Genomic DNA, 15,572 nt, shown 5'->3' with positions numbered 1-15,572 from the left:
TTCCATCTCCCCTCATCCCGCTTCACACTTCATTACACCATCATATCAGCACAATTTGAACTTGCAAATGCGTAAGGTTTTGCTTTAAATATATAACCCATTCCCAGAATATATCCCATTGCGTCTTTCAAAGCGACATTGGATTTAAAATCCGGGTCGGTGTTAATGTCTGCGTGTACCTCCATTTCCACATCATAATTTTCCAGAATAGAGCAAATGGCGTAGGCGATTTCTACAGATTTGTTGACCTCGTTCAACATTCGCTCTTTGATACTGATATTCTGTATTTCTCTTTCTTTTCTGATAAAGGTAAACGCTCCTTTTCCCTCACGAATAACGACAACTGCCGTAGCATAATTAATGGCATCACCATAAACGTGGGAGTCTGAACCCACACACACTTTCAGTCGGTGTCCATTTGCCTGTTCGCGGATGATGGCTTCTTCTACCAGCTGTGTGATAGAGTGTTGGAAAATTTTCCCAGTCATATTTTGCCATGTTTGTTGTTGCGTTTCCATTTTTTCTACATGTTTTAAATTTGTTTTTGTTTAAATATTGTTTTTAACGCAAAGTGCGCAAAGTTTTTTTTACTACTAACTGTTTTTATGGCTCGCAAAGGCGTTTCACTCTGCTAAGAAAACAAGTTTTTTAATACAGCTTTTTGTTGATTCATCAGGACTCGAACCTGAACAACAAGAGTCAAAGTCTTGTGTGCTGACCAATTACACTATGAATCAGTTTTGTGGAACAGACAGGAATCGAACCTGTACCTTTAGTTTTTCAGACTAACGTGCAGACCTTCTACACCACTCTTCCAAGTTTATGAATGATAATTGATAAGTTATAAATGATACTATTGCCGTTTTTATCAATTATTCTTTTTGTACGGAAAGAGGGACTCGAACCCCCAAAACCTTGAGCCTAAATCAAGTGTGTCTACCATTTCCACCATTCCCGCGAATTTTTATAGATGATAATTGATCAACTATCATTTATAAAATTAGGTCTGAGAAAAGCCTGTCTATATTTATAAACTATGCCTGTTATATTCGTAAAGATCTTCTGCGCTCGATAAACTTTTCTCTTTTCCATTTAACCTATTCTTTTGTGAATTGTGAATGGACAATCGCTTTGCTCTCAATTTTTAAAATTCACTTGCGCAGCAAAATTCACGATTCACTTATTCACTTTTCTGTACTCTATAAGGGAATCGAACCCTTGTTTTCTGCTCGAAAGGCAGGCGTCCTGAACCGTTAGACGAATAGAGCATTTTATAAAACCACCAACCAGGAGTCGAACCTGAACAACAAGAGTACATTTCCTGCATGCTGCCATTACATTATCAGCGGTGTTGGTGGAAGTAGTAGGATTCGAACCTACTCAGCAATGAAACAACAGATTTACAGTCTGCCCCGACTCTCCAACTTCGGCGTACTTCCCTTTTTCATGAGTAATAAGTAATTGGTAAAGAGTAATATTTCCCAACTAACTTTTTAATTTTTAATTTGTGAAGAAAAACAAAGCCTGTCTTTAATTTTTAGTTTGATATAAGAACTTCTACGCTCGACAAACTTTTATTTTTTCTTCGGAACTAATCTCATTTTAGTTATTTGAGATGGTTATGGGATTCAAACCCACTCAGTTTTCACAACGGTTTTGCAGACCGCCCCGACTCTTCCACTTCGGCGAACCATCGTTTTTATGAGTAATCAGTAATGGTCAATGAATAATTTTCCACCTTTATGATTATTCTTTATCATTTAAATTTTAATTAAAAAATAAAGCCTGTCTTAATTTTTTTATTGATATAAGAACTTCTACGCTTTGACAAACTTTATTTTACCTAAAAATTTATATTATGTTTAAACTTCTATCCTTCATCCATCTTCCAACCTTTCATTTTTTGAGTTAAGAAAAAGCCTGTCTATATTGTGTTTTTGGCGTAAAGATCTTCTGCTCTCGACAAACTTTTTCTCTCTCTTTGAAACAATTAACATTTAGTTTTTTTGCGATTCCGGAAAGGCTCGAACTTTCAACTTCCGGTTTAACAGACCGGTGCTCTACCATTGAGCTACAGAATCATTTTGTAATTTCGGAAGGACTCGAACCTTCAACCTTCGGCTTATGAAACCGATACTCTAACCTATTGAGCTACGAAATCGTTTGTACTCCATAAGGGAATCGAACCCTTATTTACTGCTCGAAAGGCAGCCGTCCTAAACCATTAGACGAATGGAGCAAATTGTCTGGAAAATAGGGTTCGAACCTATGACCTCCCGCGTCCAAGGCGGGTAAACAACCACCGTTATCTTTCCAGTTTTGCAGATTCACTTCAAAATTCTTTTCCGAGAGACAGTCGGGTCGGAATTTTTCCGTGAACCTTTGCGGTCTATGCGAGATTGTTCATCATCACATATATTTTTTCTTTTGAATTCACGAATGCTTTGCATTTCGAACTCGCAGTGCCCGAGAGACAGTCAGGCAGGTTAGCCATTACCTCAATAGACCATTTTTGTGATTCCGACAGGACTCGAACCTGTAACCCTGGGTTTAGAAAACCCATGCTCTATCCAATTGAGCTACGGAACCTTGGTAATCCCAGAAAGATTCGAACTTTCACCCCCCGATTTAAAAGACCGGTGCTCTAACCATTTGAGCCATGAGATTGTATTTTGTAATCTCAGAAGGATTCGAACCTTCAACCTTTGGTGTCGTAAACCAACGCTCTATCCAATTGAGCCATGAGATTTTATCTTTGTAATCCCAGAAGGACTCGAACCTTCAACCTTCGACGTATCAGGTCGACGCTCCAACCCATTGAGCTATGAGATTATTTAGTGAATGGTGAAGCGTCAATTCGCTTTGCTTGTCAATTTTTAATTCACTTGTGAAACAATATTCACTATTCACCATTCACTTTTTTGGGTATCTCCGGGGATCGAACCCTGTTCTCCGGTGCCACAAACCGACGCTTTACCAAATAAGCTAAAGAAACCATAAAAAAAGCGCCTCTTTTTGGGAGGCGCTTTATATTTTTTGACGTGTCGCTATATTAGCTGACCCATTTATATAAGCACCTTTTATCCACAAATTCACTATCAAGAAGAATAATACAAGCATATCCTTGTCCCATCGGCTCTACACCGCGCTGTCTTGAAGATAAATTAGATATGTTATGTAATTGTTTCATTTTATTCTTGTTGTTTAAAATTGTTTTTTTGAAAAGATTAAAAACGTGTTGCTTTTAATTTTCGGTTGCAAAGTAAGGATGAAATTTTTTAACTCACAAATTTATTTTTCAATCAACTATTTGAAAATCAATTAATTATCATTTAAATTTAGAATAGAGAATTTCCGTCCGCAATATTTTGCAGATGTCTTAAATACCTAAATGACTGTCTCTCATCGGGTTATTGATCACGCTCTATTTTCTTATTAATTGTTCATTTTTGTTTAAATAATTTTCACTTTTATGGTTATTTTTTTTCATTCTAAATAATTTCTGCCCTAAAAACACAAAAAACGCCCCGATCATCGAGGCGTTTCTGCAGTATTTTGATTAAATTTTTACGAGTTTACAGTAAATAATTTTCAAAGCAAGCACATTTCGCCTCATCCGATATCATCCATTCATATCCAAACGATCCCTTTAGTACAGGGCGATCGCATAGATTCAAACTGATATGTGCTCTTTGTATTGTCATAATTTTATTGGTGCAAAGATAAATGTTTTTCTTAATAGTTGTTAATTTTGTCATTGCGAGAAGTAAAGCTAGGAAGCAATCTTGAGCATAAAATGGGTTTATTTAATTTAGATTGCTTCACCTTCGGTTCGCAATGACAGAAGCGTATTTTTTTACTTCTAATTCCTAAACATTCTATTCCGTCCTGTTTTATACCTCGAAATATCTTTCAAAATCACCTCATCATCGGGATTGAAATGTTTCAATTCGTTAACAATCTCCGAACGGGTGGCAACTTTTTCTGCGATGATTTCGTAGGCGATATTTCTTGTTGTATTTTGAAGTTTCGGATCTTTTTTAAACTCATATTTTATCGCTTCAAGGTAGGTAATCTTCTTATCCGAAGGTGTTTTCTTGTACAATTCCTGAATTTGCTGATCGAGTTTTTTAATCTCAAAAATATTAGCGAAATAATTGTTCAGACAATTGAATGCATCGCGATCTTCTTCCCAGCCTTTCAATAAAATTTTCTGTGCTTCGTCCGGCATTTCCATTTTTTTACGATAAATCAAAGAACCTTTTACCATTTGATTGTTATTTACATAATCGTCTACAACCATTTGATAATAAGTATTTGCATTTTTTATGTCATTGATTTGTCTGTACAGATCTCCTACTTTTTCTTTTTGTTCGAGCTCTTTATACAAATCAATTGCTTTTCTGTATTGTTTTGCTTTTTCATAACAGTTTGCCGCTTCAGACTTATTTTTCAATTTCTTAAGATAAATCACAGCGGCTTCATTATAAAAACCTCCTTCTTCCAGAGTTTTTGCACCACGATAATTATCACGAAGAAGATTCATATATACTTTTGCTGCCTTTTTATAATCCTTTTCATCGAGATATTTTTGGGCAAGATCTTCGTATTTATTTCTGATCCTATCGAAAAGTGAGGTCTCAACATAAGAACTTCCACCGCGACCTTTTCTTCCAAGCGGATTCCCGGTTTTTTCTTTGTCTTCCAAACGAAGAAGCACTATAAAAATGATGAAAGCAACGATAGCAAAAATCGCCAAAGTACCTAGAACACTCCAAAAACTCTGATGAAACAGCTGCGCAAAAATCCCAATAATCTTGATAATTACCAGAATAAAAAACGCCGCCATGAATTTGTCTGTAAACTTCTGCCTATTCATCTTTATCTGTTTTTAAAATGGTTTTGTCTTCACTAAAAAGACGGTAAAGAAGCAACACAACACCGATAATGAGAATCCAAACAAACCAGTTGTAGCCGAACATTTCGATCAAAGGATAGAAAATATACGCCAGCATCGCAACAAGTACAATGACGAGAAAAATTTTAATCCCACTTGGAACATTATTCCCTCCGATATTCAAAGATCTTCTTTTTACGATGAAATTATACAGCCCGACAACGCCCGTCATGAAAATGATTAACCAAATAATTTCCGAAAAAGAGATGTTATGTTTTGAGTAAGGCTTTTCCTTTTCAAGTGTTTCCACTTTTTTTGCTTTATTAGGATCAATTGGCGGTTCGATATATTCTTTTGTTCCGTAAAGTCGTCCTAATGAATCTTCAATCAATACCTGTTTCTTTTTCAGGATCGTTTTGACAATTCCTTGATCGGCTGGTTTTCCTGAACTTACTTTTTTAAGAGAATCTGTAATTATTTTCTTGTATTTTTCTTCGCTTTGAGCTAAATATTTTACAATTTTTTTGTTGTACACTGTTTTTAGAGAATCTTTTGCAAAATCAACCCTTTTATTAATATTTAAAATTTCTTTCTGAACTTCATGCAAAGGTCTTCCTCCTTTTTTCAGATAATCTTTATAATTTTCTCCGTTAGAACTCATCATAAATGTAGATGCTACGATATGCTCATCAAAAAGCTCTCTCCTTTTTTTTCCATACATCGAATCGATCTTCATATCAATATCTGTAACACCTGATTGATAACCCATAACAGGAGCTATTTCATTTTTATCTATTTCGGAAACCTTTTCTGATGAAGCTATTGGAGCATTTTGTACAGGTTCTTCTTTATTAAAAAACATGAATAATCTCACTAATCCAATGGCAATCAAAAACACCCAAAATATCCATCGGTATTTTTGAGAATAGGTCGAGTTTGTACCATCTTCAGAATCTCCACCGAATAATTTTCCGAACCAGGTATTTTCAAACTTAAATTTTGCAAAACCATCACCTCTGGAAGTCCCCATTACATCAACTGGAACTCCAAGATCTACTACTCTGTCAGGATATTTTTCGATATAACTTAAGTATTTTTCAATCTCTTTTTTGTTTCCAGCCATCACCTTTTTCATATCGAAAGGAAGATCTTTCATCCATTCTTCTTCAGTTTGTGGCTTTTGAAGTGCTTCCAAAACTTTTTCATCATCCATTTCAACCGTGTAACTCTCAATTTTCTGAGGAATTTTTACACCGTTAGATGGCTTTTGGATTTTATCTTCAGATTGTTTCGGATTTTGAATTAATGGAATCCAGTCGATTTCTTCATTTAATTTTACCAATCCGAACTCAGGATGCATGATCAGAAACTCAGCATCAACATTTTGCCAGTCTTCAGGATTTATTTTTGGATAAAAAGTGGTGTTTTCAGGAATAAAAAATTGATGATCAATGCATTGAAAATAAGAATTTCTCCCGACTTCATTGGGAGCATTATTTTGAAAAATTAAAAAGCAACCATATAAAACATTGGGTTCATGAGAAGGAATCGGAAAAGATCGAACCTGGCCTAAATCTACCTCTAAAATTTCCATCTCATGAAGCCAGGTCAAAGATGAAGAACCTTTTATTAAAAGTCCTTTTTTAGGAAAATTATTTTTCGGAAAAGGTTTTATTCTAAGCTCCATATTCCCAAATTTGATCGATAAATCTTTTTAAACATTCAGCATACATATCTTCCATTTTTTTCATTTTTAATAATGTGCTTTGCGGCAGATAATATTCTGAACCTCCGAATTCCGTATGCGTTGCCAACGCCAAAAACCCATATTCCGTCGATGGAATATAGAATTCCGGGATGTTTTTGTTGCTGCTTTTGAAAGTCAGCATTCCGCGAGAATCTGTGATAACCTCGCTTCCATCAGAAAAAGTAAACCTGTTTTTATTCTGATTCGCAAAAATCTTTATCTGATGCCTATTTCTGTATAACGTCAATGAATCGTCGTGTAATTTATTCAATTCATTATTTGAAATCACCAGATTTTTTTCTGCATTGATTCCTATATTGCTGAAATTGTTTAAAATCTTAATGCCATTATTCTCGAGTTTATAAAGTTCGGCTTCAACTTTTGGTGTATTTTTATCTATATTACCATCACCATCAAAAGCCTTTTCTAAAGAAATATTACCATCAATATTTATTCTATAATTATGAGAAATGTATTTGTGATGCAAATAAAATTCCTTGTCAAAATATATTAATTTATAATGATATGAAATCTCGTATCCCGCTAAGTACAGTTCAGAATATTCCTTTGTATTCAAATTCAACTTCGAGATCACTCTTTTATCTGGATGATACTGACACAGAATAAATTGCTGTTGTCTGTTTTTCGCCAAAGCAAACTGACCCTTTGGCTTTACAGAAATATCTTCAAATAAAACTTCGCAGCCACGATGGATCTTATAATGATCGTAATAATTTTTATTGTAATAATTATCCGACAGATATGTTCTTAATAATTGTTTTTTATTGCTTAAAATATAAAACTCTCCTTCATATAAAAATGTCGCAATTTTATTAACTGGGGTCGGAAATAGAATCGGATAATTCATTGGAACATCTGTCCTTTTCCAATTTTTTGATGAATTATTTTCTCTTTTTTGTCTTCTTTGCGGTGGATTTACCCATAATTCCTGTAACGGAAGAACTATTTTTTGAATATGTTTTCTTGTTCCTTTATGATGTTTATAAAAATTCAGTTCGCCATCCGAAGAAGTTGTCACCAAAAATTTCAGTCGGTCTCTGTTTTCATGAATAACTTTTTGAAGATTTGGATTGACCAAATTTTCCTGATGAGTGATAAAAAAAACTTCAAGATCCTTTTCTGTATATTCTTCATTAAAAAACTTTTCGAGCGCATAAGAAACTTCCAGAACCGGACTCACCTGATTCAGATTTTCAACGACCTCATCTACTTTATCCAACGAAATCGGGATATTCGTTTGTCCCAACGCAAAAACTTTACATTCCGAATTCGCTTTCGGATGCTTAATCACTGCAATCGCCGATGCAAACGCCAAAACTTTCGGAGTTCCCCAATTTTTTATGGAAGTATCAATCAAAATAATTCTTTCAAAAATATTTTCTTCAGGTGGAATTTCCCGTTGAATATATAATGCTTCATTATTTGCAACACGATTCATGAAAACTTCATCTTCATTGGCAAATTCCGACAAAAGCATTCTGTTGAAATCGCTTTTGTTGGTCATATCAGAAATTCCTCCGATCGGCTGTTCGCCAGGAGAAAGATGACGCATCGGGATTTTCAGACCACTCCAGATTCTTTTAATCAAACTTCCTATCTGGAAAGTTTTCGGTTCTTCAATTAATTCCTGAATAAAATCTTTATCGGTTTCGACGTTGGTTTCTTCTTTTACAACTTCATCTTCCAGTTCGGGAATATCAATGAAGCCTTTCATTGCGTTAATGATAGATTCTCTCGTTGGGAATTTATGTTGAAGTAAAGCTAAAGTTTTAATATCCCTGCTAATAGCAACCGGAGTTAAATCTTTTTTATTTGCAGCTTCAGCAATTATATGAGGCTTTGTATCAAATATTTTTAAAATTAACCCGGAATTTATCGCGGAAACCTTATTATGACAATCTCCAAAAATAGTCCGCAGAAGGATAATTTTATTCTGTCCTTTTTTAAATGAACTTCCCAGCTGACTTAAATTTTCTAAAAATTTAATCGTATGCTCAATATCTAAAGCTATTTCCGGTGATACATTTTTTTGTCTATTCAAATAAAAAAAAACTCCATCAAGGTTTAAATATCCATCCTGAATTGCATACAAAACAAGAAGTAATGAACCAAAAGGCGGAAATCCCTGATCTTTCAATTCTTTTAAAATTTCCATCACATAAGGTCTGTAAGCAATCGCCCCTACATTCGGAATTGAAATAAGGTTATTTTCATTATATCTGGAAACATCAGGAATATCCTCATCAGTTGTCCACTCCCAGAAATAATCTTCGTATGATTGGAAATAATCTTTTACATCCATTCTTTTGCTTTTTCAGTCAGACGAAATGAGCTTACAGACAATTTCCGGAAATCATCTTTGTTAAGATTTAAAACACTTCCGTTTTCATTCCATAAAAGCCATTGATCCTGTCCTGCATTATATTTTCTTTGTAATAAAGAACTCAAATTTTTAAACTCAAAATCAAAACCTGTCGGTAAAAGATGTCCGTCTTTCGTCCAATATGTTTTTCCCGGAAAGCTCAATAAAGGATTTCCTATAAATAATGCTTTATCATTAATAACAATCCAATCCAATTTTTCTAATTTGAATTTTGGTAAAGCGATAATCGTTTCTTTAATTTCAGCCATTGAACTTAATAAAGCCGTTGCAGGCTGCTCTTCTTCACTTGGTTTTAAATGAAGTTCAATCTTTTCATCAATTCCGAAAAAATTCTGATTTGATGGTGGAAAAGTTAATCGCAAAGCTTTATCAATCGGTGTCCAAAGCAAAGCCGTTCTCACTTTCTTACTTGGAACCAAAGCATCTTTTCGAAATAAAAGACCTTCTCTTAATTCATACAGCAAAAAATTCGGTAACTGTTGAATTTCTGAAGAAACAGCTTGTTCATCGGTAAAACCTTTCAGCCAGATTACGTCTTCTTCCAAAGCAATCTGAACATTTTTCCAATCACGAATCGAGCCTAAAAAATCTTCGTCAATTCGGGGAATTTCCGCCCAAAATTCTTTTATACCGTTTGGAGAATCTTTTGCCATAGACTTTCGATTTCTTGTTGAATATATTGTTTCTGCTCAGGATTTCTGATCCAATCGCAACGGGTTTGAAGGTATCTCAATTTATCTTTGATGACATTTTGCTCTTCAAAACTCAAGGCTTCATTATCCCATTTTTCAACCAGAATTTTTACGTCTTTCATTACTTCTTCCGGATTCGGAGTTTTGTTTTGCAACGCTTGTGGATGCGATTTAGGATTGTCATCTTTTTCAATCGTTCTGTTGATAATTCCTTCTAAAATTTCGATCTGTTCTTCTGTATCCCAAATATGTTTCAATACCCATAAATCCGAAAGAATCGCTTCATTTCTGCCACAAATTAAAGCACTCGCAGCGATAAGATTTTGAAGTTTAACGGCTCGACGGTCGGAAATAGCAATTCCAGTATTTCTAAGATTGATAATTGTATTTAAATATACTTCATAAATCGGTTTTAAGTCAATCGTTTTACACAAATTCTGAAGCTCTCTGATTTCGTTTGAAAGGATTTCGGGATTTTCTGTTTCGATGTTATTTTCCAACTTTCTTCCGGCCAAAAGCACCTGTTGAAGAAGATCGGGATGCACATAATCAACATTAATTCTAATCAGAAAACGGTCGAACAAAGCGTTTAACGCTTCGTCTTCGGGCAGGACGTTACTCGCTCCCACGAACATCAACGCAGGAAGATTTTTTGTTTCTTTTCCTCTTTTGAAAATCTTTTCATTTAAAGCCATCAAAAGGGAATTCAGAATTGCTGAATTGGCATTGAAAATCTCATCCAGAAAGACCATTGACGCTTCAGGCATCATTCCTTCTGTGTTGGTCAACAATTCACCTTCTTTTAATTTTCTGATATCAAAAGGTCCGAAAATCTCATTCGGTTCTGTGAAACGTGTCAACAAATATTCGAAATTTTTTCCGTCTTTTACGGTTTTTGCCAACGTTCTTACGATGGCAGATTTTGCGGTTCCCGGAGGTCCGTACAAAAAGGCGTTTTCTCTTGCTAAAAGGCAGATTCCCAATAAATCTATCACATCATTTTTTCCGACAAAAGTGTCTTTAACGTAGGTAAGAACCGTGTTTAATTTTTCTATATGTTGAGTCATTAATTATTGTTTTTTACTTGTGGCTTCTTATTTTTTAACGGCTAACTGTTTTTTAAGGTCGCAAAGGCGTTTGACTTTGTCAAATCTTCGATTTCACTCAGCTAAGAAATAAAAAAACTTAATTGCTTATTATTTTTAGTTCTTTCCAAAAAATTTCTTTATACATTCCAAATTCTGCAATCAGCAGTTGGTTGATGTATGGAATTTCTGCAAGCTTGTAGGCTTTGTTTTCCACAATTCTTTCAAGATATAATTTTCGGTAGGTTTTGTCTTTCAGCTCTTCTTCCCAATTTATATTTTCCAAATCCAGATCAAAACCAATTCCTGAATAATGAAACTGTCTTAAAATATTTTCAAGCATTTTTATCAAAGTATCTTCGGGATCTGCATTTTGCAAAACAGAAATAATCTGCGGTAAAAATCTTAATAATAAATCAGCAGACAATATCGCCGAAACATCTCTTTTTCCTTTAAATGATGGAATTAATTTGTTTAAATCTTTCGCCGTATTTTCTCTTATCAAATATAATTGCGCACTATGATACAGAACTTTTGCCGCCCAAACCGCCGTTTTGTGGTCACAGTTGATCTGATCGGATAAAAATTCTAAACGTTCCTTCTCGAATTCGGATTCAAAATAATCGGCAGCATCCTGTTCTTCCTTTTGTGAGATTTCCTGAATGTCTGTGAAAATCGTAATGCACTCTTCCTTTCTAAGCAAAAATAAAGTATCTAAAAGTGGGGAGTTGGTTTTCATCATCTAACAAAAATAAAATTATTTTCTTTATGTATTTATGAATTTAAACGTGATTTTTTCAAAATATTCTGAAGAAAAAACAATTTTTTTCTAAGACTAATAGTAAATGACCAGACCGATTGTTCATAGCCCTGATCGAAGTATTTGTCTGAGCTCATTTTCTAGAATCGGCGGCGGCTTTGCCGCCGCCGATTCTAGAAAATAGCGAGTACGGAGAGCAGGAAACATCTCCTAAAAACAAAGAAAATAAGGTATAATCATTTGGTTGATTCTATCTCGACAAACTGAATGCAGATTCTAATGTTTCTTTCTGTGACGGTCAAAATTTTTATCTTTGCTAAAATTTAAATCAAAAATATGAGTGTACACATCAGTGCCAAAAAAGGAGAGATCGCAAAAGTTGTTTTGCAGCCCGGAGATCCGCTTCGTGCAAAATATATCGCTGAAAACTTTCTTGAAAATGCAAGATTAGTGAGCCAGACCAGAGGTATTTTTTACTACACCGGAACTTACAAAGGCAAAGAAATCTCTGTGGGAGCGAGCGGAATGGGATTTCCAAGCATCGGAATTTATTCTTTTGAACTGTACACAGAGTATGAAGTTGATACGATTATCAGGATCGGAACCTGCGGCGGATATTCCAGCGATGTAAAACTTTTTGACATTCTGAATGTGGAAAATGCAGCCAGCGAAAGTACCTATGCAAAATATGCTTGGGGATTTGAAGAAGAAATATTTTCGCATCAGGGAAATATTTTTGACATTATTAATGAAACAGCGAAAGAATTATCTTTAAATGTTAAGGCAACCAACATTCACAGCAGCGATATTTTTTACAGAAAAGATCCTGCAATTCCTGCAATTGCTACGAAATACAATTGTCCGGCTGTAGAAATGGAAGCGTTCGGATTATTTGCCAATGCAAAACATTTAGGTAAAAATGCAGCGACTATTCTTACCGTTTCTGATATCATTCCAACCAAAGAATTTATATCGGCAGACGAAAGAGAAAAAGCGTTGAAACCAATGATTGAACTGGCTTTGGAAGCTGCTTTGAAAGTGATTTAATAAGAATCAATTATTATAAATAAAAAGAGCTTTACTTTGTGAGTAGAGCTCTTTTTTATATTCTGAAAAAATTTCTTGCGACTTCTGTAGTTTCATTTGCAACCTCAGAAATACTTATTTTTTTGAGATGGGCAATGGTTTGGGCAACAAAAGGCAAAAATTTCGGCTCGTTTCTTCGGCTTTGTATTCTCGGCATATTTTTCGGAAGCATAAAAGGAGCATCTGTTTCAATCATCATTCTTTCTAGCGGAGCATATTTGATGACTTCTTCCAAATGTTTAAATCTGTTGGTGTCGCTTATTGCTCCGGTGAATCCTAAGTAAAATCCCTTATCTAAATAAATTTTTGCTTCATCTAAAGTTCCGGTAAAACAATGAACCACTGCTTTCGGAAGTTTGGATAAATATTCGTCGGTGATTTCGTTAAATCTTTTGAAAGCTGATCTTTCGTGAAGAAAAAGTGGTTTACTAATTTCGATTGCTAATTCCAGTTGGGCACGATAACATTTTTCCTGAATGAGTCTTGGTGAAAAATCTCTGTCAAAATCCAATCCACATTCTCCAACGGAAATTACGTGTTCTTGTTTCAATAATTTTCTTAATTCATTAATGCTTTCGTTATTAAAAGATTTTGCATCGTGTGGATGAATTCCTGCTGTTGAGAAGAGAACATCGTGATAATGTTCTGCGATTTCAGCCGACTCTTTGCTTCCTCGAACGCTTGTTCCTGTGAGAATCATTTGTTCGACTCCATTATCGAGGGCTCGGTTGATGATTTCTTCGTGTTCGTTGCAAAATTGTTTATTGGTTAAGTTGATACCAATATCGATAAATGTGTTCATTTTTTATTTGTTTTATGTATTAAAAAATATCTTGTTACACTCGCTCTTTTTATTGAATCTTTAAAAGATTTTTCAGAATAAAAACTTTTGTATTCTGAATGTGTTTTGCCATAGATTTCCTTTGTGATTTTAGCCCAAATTAATTTCCGCCTTTTCTTTCTTTTTTTAAAAAATTTAAAGTTTTCACTAAGCTGATTTTCGATTTCAGATTTTTCAGTTCTCCTCCATTTTTTATTTCCATGTTTTTTTAAATAAGGTCCGATTTTACCGTATTCGAAGCTTCTGAAAGTTCCTTTGTTGTAAGTGTTTTTCATGTTAGCAAATATTTAAGATGATTAGCTGAAATTTGGGTTCAAAATTACCAACATGGTACGCAATCTTTTTACGTAGTAAATTACTCATTAATAAAACCCTCCAAAAAACCAATCAAGTTTTTTCCGCCATGACTCCAACGAATCCCATAACCTTCTTTTTCTCGGACTTCAAAAACTAACTCGTGTTTATAGTGAAAGAAAATATTCCACCAGGTTTTATGATCTAAAATATAATTAATCTTTTCCATAAGAGCCTTTTGTTTCTGCTGATTATTTCCTTTTGCTTCACCCCAAAACTGATCGTCTAATCTTCCGACATGCTTTTCCCAGGCTCTTTGGGCAATAGTTATCTCGTTGTTAAAAGGTTTTTCACAAGCTTCAATCAGTAAACTTTTCAATGGTGGAATCCCATTTTCATCACGCAGACTTGCCGAAGTTAATCGTTGCCCTAAAATATTCAGCCAATGTTCAAAAGGAATTTCTTCTAATTGTTTTGCTTTGACCTCATCCGAATTTTCAGATTCTAAAATATTGATGAATAAGCCGAAACTTTCACCACGGTCAATTTTTATTTCTTCAATAAAAAAAGGTAGATCCCAATCTAAAGTTTGCTCTTTAAACTTTTTAATATTTTCATTTAGATTTTGTAAATGTTCCTCAGCTAAAATCGCCTGATATTTTTCCCGCCATTGTTCTGAAAATAATGGAAGGAATTTTTGAAATAATTTCATGATTTTTATTTTAAAACACTAATGACAACAATCTCCACGATTTTTTATATTAATGAAATTACTATTCTCAAAAAATATAATCATATCTTATTTGTATTATTGGTGAAATCATTTGTGCCGTTTGTGTTTAAATTTATAAGATTAACAGAAAGATTTTCTTCCTTAATTAAATACCCGACAAGATTAAACCAATTCTTGCAATGATCTAAAATCCATGCATCGGAAGAAACTACAATTTCTGCATTTTCTACTAAAAATTTATCGGGATTGAATTGAAGTTCTACTTCCCAACTCAAATTCTTTTCCCCAGCAAAATCTAAAATAATTTGTTTAATTCTACCACTGTTGGAAACTGGCTTATCAAAAATCCAGATCAGTTTTTCTACCTGAGATTTTTGAAAAAATACGGCAATCAATTCAATTGCTTTTTGAGTCTGATTGACTCTTTTATATGTTCCATGCACACCTGAAAGATCCCGAAAACAACCGTCTGATCCTTTAAAAATATAAGCTTCGGAAAGCAAACTTTCCAGTAAAATCAAAACATTGAAGCCATCAAGATAAACAGTTCTATCTATCAAATCTAAAATTTTAAGTTCCTTAGATTTTCTGTACTGCATTTGAATTCCCGAAGCAGAAGCTCCACGTAAGGCCTGAATTTGTCGGGTTTTCAAACGATAATGATTTCCTACCAATTCTGAAGAAGCTTTTTCCGCATAATTTCGGCTCAATAAATACTGCATATCCTGAAGAGCATACTTCAATTTCTCAATCTGCTTCTCAGATTCGAATAAAGTATCGTCACCTGTGTTTTTGCCGCGATTCCTGTTGTTCATACTCAAAAATAATATTTTCCATTTTATCTGATAGAATTTATTTTAATATATCATTTTGAGCAATCGATTAACCTAATCTATCGTTTACCCATCCTTTTCGGGAAGATTCTTAACGTAAAAATTATGAAAAGTAAATTATCTTATCATAAATAATAAGATAACACCATTTATCTGAAACACCTTTAAAACAAATATTTACGCATTATAATTATCATAAA

General features: G+C 34.2%; 12 protein-coding genes and 15 tRNA genes. 1 reads left to right on the top strand and 26 read right to left on the bottom strand.

Annotated features, from left to right (window positions below; translation table 11 throughout):
* Positions 1–32: 32 nt before the first annotated feature.
* From BM371_RS10080 to BM371_RS09980, 22 genes are all read right to left on the bottom strand, one after another.
* Positions 33–518 (bottom strand): ribonuclease H-like YkuK family protein, encoded by a 486-nt coding sequence (locus BM371_RS10080; RefSeq protein ID WP_034673932.1) that lies wholly within the window; start codon positions 516–518, stop codon positions 33–35.
* Positions 519–664: 146 nt separating this feature from the next.
* A tRNA-Gln gene (locus BM371_RS10075) sits at positions 665–737 on the bottom strand.
* Between the two features lie 6 nt (positions 738–743).
* Positions 744–816 (bottom strand) — tRNA-Phe (locus tag BM371_RS10070).
* A 68-nt stretch (positions 817–884) separates the two neighbouring features.
* Positions 885–958, bottom strand: a tRNA-Leu gene (locus BM371_RS10065).
* Positions 959–1,195: 237 nt separating this feature from the next.
* Positions 1,196–1,268, bottom strand: a tRNA-Glu gene (locus tag BM371_RS10060).
* Between the two features lie 84 nt (positions 1,269–1,352).
* A tRNA-Tyr gene (locus BM371_RS10055) sits at positions 1,353–1,439 on the bottom strand.
* 174 nt (positions 1,440–1,613) lie between these two features.
* A tRNA-Cys gene (locus tag BM371_RS20550) sits at positions 1,614–1,695 on the bottom strand.
* A 314-nt stretch (positions 1,696–2,009) separates the two neighbouring features.
* A tRNA-Asn gene (locus tag BM371_RS10050) sits at positions 2,010–2,081 on the bottom strand.
* 6 nt (positions 2,082–2,087) lie between these two features.
* Positions 2,088–2,161: transfer RNA gene (locus BM371_RS10045), tRNA-Met, on the bottom strand.
* Between the two features lie 5 nt (positions 2,162–2,166).
* A tRNA-Glu gene (locus BM371_RS10040) sits at positions 2,167–2,239 on the bottom strand.
* A gap of 6 nt (positions 2,240–2,245) precedes the next feature.
* Positions 2,246–2,317 (bottom strand) — tRNA-Pro (locus tag BM371_RS20545).
* A 198-nt stretch (positions 2,318–2,515) separates the two neighbouring features.
* A tRNA-Arg gene (locus BM371_RS10035) sits at positions 2,516–2,589 on the bottom strand.
* Between the two features lies 1 nt (position 2,590).
* Positions 2,591–2,667: transfer RNA gene (locus BM371_RS10030), tRNA-Lys, on the bottom strand.
* A gap of 8 nt (positions 2,668–2,675) precedes the next feature.
* Positions 2,676–2,749, bottom strand: a tRNA-Arg gene (locus BM371_RS10025).
* A 9-nt stretch (positions 2,750–2,758) separates the two neighbouring features.
* Positions 2,759–2,832: transfer RNA gene (locus tag BM371_RS10020), tRNA-Ile, on the bottom strand.
* A 90-nt stretch (positions 2,833–2,922) separates the two neighbouring features.
* Positions 2,923–2,990 (bottom strand) — tRNA-His (locus BM371_RS10015).
* A gap of 872 nt (positions 2,991–3,862) precedes the next feature.
* The gene (locus tag BM371_RS10005; RefSeq protein WP_034673930.1) at positions 3,863–4,879 is read right to left on the bottom strand and encodes a tetratricopeptide repeat protein; all 1,017 of its coding nucleotides are present in this window, start codon (positions 4,877–4,879) and stop codon (positions 3,863–3,865) included.
* Positions 4,872–6,584, bottom strand: coding sequence for a hypothetical protein (locus BM371_RS10000; RefSeq protein ID WP_034673928.1), 1,713 nt, complete (start codon positions 6,582–6,584; stop codon positions 4,872–4,874). The genes BM371_RS10005 and BM371_RS10000 overlap by 8 nt, the downstream gene beginning before the upstream one ends.
* Entirely contained in the window at positions 6,574–8,967 is a 2,394-nt protein-coding gene (locus BM371_RS09995) for a hypothetical protein (RefSeq protein WP_034673927.1), read from the bottom strand. Before BM371_RS09995 ends, BM371_RS10000 begins: the two co-directional genes overlap by 11 nt.
* The gene (locus BM371_RS09990; protein ID WP_034673926.1) at positions 8,958–9,701 is read right to left on the bottom strand and encodes a hypothetical protein; all 744 of its coding nucleotides are present in this window, start codon (positions 9,699–9,701) and stop codon (positions 8,958–8,960) included. Before BM371_RS09990 ends, BM371_RS09995 begins: the two co-directional genes overlap by 10 nt.
* Positions 9,674–10,807 (bottom strand): AAA family ATPase, encoded by a 1,134-nt coding sequence (locus BM371_RS09985; protein ID WP_034673924.1) that lies wholly within the window; start codon positions 10,805–10,807, stop codon positions 9,674–9,676. The genes BM371_RS09990 and BM371_RS09985 overlap by 28 nt, the downstream gene beginning before the upstream one ends.
* A 118-nt stretch (positions 10,808–10,925) precedes the next feature.
* Positions 10,926–11,567, bottom strand: a complete 642-nt coding sequence (locus BM371_RS09980) for a hypothetical protein (protein ID WP_228423579.1) — start codon at positions 11,565–11,567, stop codon at positions 10,926–10,928.
* A 354-nt stretch (positions 11,568–11,921) separates the two neighbouring features.
* Here BM371_RS09980 and deoD point away from each other — a divergent pair, with 354 nt between their 5' ends.
* On the top strand, positions 11,922–12,632 hold the full coding sequence (deoD, locus tag BM371_RS09975) for a purine-nucleoside phosphorylase (RefSeq protein ID WP_034673923.1): 711 nt from the start codon (positions 11,922–11,924) through the stop codon (positions 12,630–12,632).
* 55 nt (positions 12,633–12,687) lie between these two features.
* Here deoD and BM371_RS09970 read toward each other — a convergent pair whose 3' ends face one another.
* The 4 genes from BM371_RS09970 to BM371_RS09955 all read right to left on the bottom strand — a co-directional run bounded on the left by BM371_RS09970 (position 12,688) and on the right by BM371_RS09955 (position 15,354).
* Positions 12,688–13,473 carry a TatD family hydrolase gene (locus BM371_RS09970; RefSeq protein WP_034673921.1) on the bottom strand — a complete coding sequence of 262 codons (786 nt, stop codon included), beginning with the start codon at positions 13,471–13,473 and terminating at the stop codon, positions 12,688–12,690.
* A complete protein-coding gene (locus tag BM371_RS09965; protein WP_034673919.1) occupies positions 13,470–13,787 on the bottom strand; it encodes a hypothetical protein in 318 nt (105 codons plus the stop codon). Before BM371_RS09965 ends, BM371_RS09970 begins: the two co-directional genes overlap by 4 nt.
* Positions 13,788–13,867: 80 nt before the next feature.
* A complete protein-coding gene (locus BM371_RS09960; RefSeq protein WP_034673917.1) occupies positions 13,868–14,518 on the bottom strand; it encodes a hypothetical protein in 651 nt (216 codons plus the stop codon).
* Positions 14,519–14,598: 80 nt separating this feature from the next.
* Complete coding sequence (locus BM371_RS09955) at positions 14,599–15,354, bottom strand: DUF434 domain-containing protein (protein WP_051882600.1); 756 nt, start codon at positions 15,352–15,354, stop codon at positions 14,599–14,601.
* Positions 15,355–15,572: the final 218 nt, after the last annotated feature.

The sequence above is a fragment of the Chryseobacterium formosense genome (genome assembly GCF_900116415.1).
Classification (GTDB): domain Bacteria; phylum Bacteroidota; class Bacteroidia; order Flavobacteriales; family Weeksellaceae; genus Chryseobacterium; species Chryseobacterium formosense.
This window is presented reverse-complemented; position numbering and strand designations above follow the sequence as displayed.

Coding starts and splice junctions, on each gene's coding strand:
- BM371_RS09960 (WP_034673917.1), bottom strand. CDS start 14,518: ATGAAATTATTTCAAAAATTCCTTCCATTATTTTCAGAACAATGGCGG.
- BM371_RS09995 (WP_034673927.1), bottom strand. CDS start 8,967: ATGGATGTAAAAGATTATTTCCAATCATACGAAGATTATTTCTGGGAG.
- BM371_RS10005 (WP_034673930.1), bottom strand. CDS start 4,879: ATGAATAGGCAGAAGTTTACAGACAAATTCATGGCGGCGTTTTTTATT.
- BM371_RS09970 (WP_034673921.1), bottom strand. CDS start 13,473: ATGAACACATTTATCGATATTGGTATCAACTTAACCAATAAACAATTT.
- BM371_RS09990 (WP_034673926.1), bottom strand. CDS start 9,701: ATGGCAAAAGATTCTCCAAACGGTATAAAAGAATTTTGGGCGGAAATT.
- deoD (WP_034673923.1), top strand. CDS start 11,922: ATGAGTGTACACATCAGTGCCAAAAAAGGAGAGATCGCAAAAGTTGTT.
- BM371_RS09955 (WP_051882600.1), bottom strand. CDS start 15,354: ATGAACAACAGGAATCGCGGCAAAAACACAGGTGACGATACTTTATTC.
- BM371_RS10080 (WP_034673932.1), bottom strand. CDS start 518: ATGGAAACGCAACAACAAACATGGCAAAATATGACTGGGAAAATTTTC.
- BM371_RS09985 (WP_034673924.1), bottom strand. CDS start 10,807: ATGACTCAACATATAGAAAAATTAAACACGGTTCTTACCTACGTTAAA.
- BM371_RS09965 (WP_034673919.1), bottom strand. CDS start 13,787: ATGAAAAACACTTACAACAAAGGAACTTTCAGAAGCTTCGAATACGGT.
- BM371_RS09980 (WP_228423579.1), bottom strand. CDS start 11,567: ATGATGAAAACCAACTCCCCACTTTTAGATACTTTATTTTTGCTTAGA.
- BM371_RS10000 (WP_034673928.1), bottom strand. CDS start 6,584: ATGGAGCTTAGAATAAAACCTTTTCCGAAAAATAATTTTCCTAAAAAA.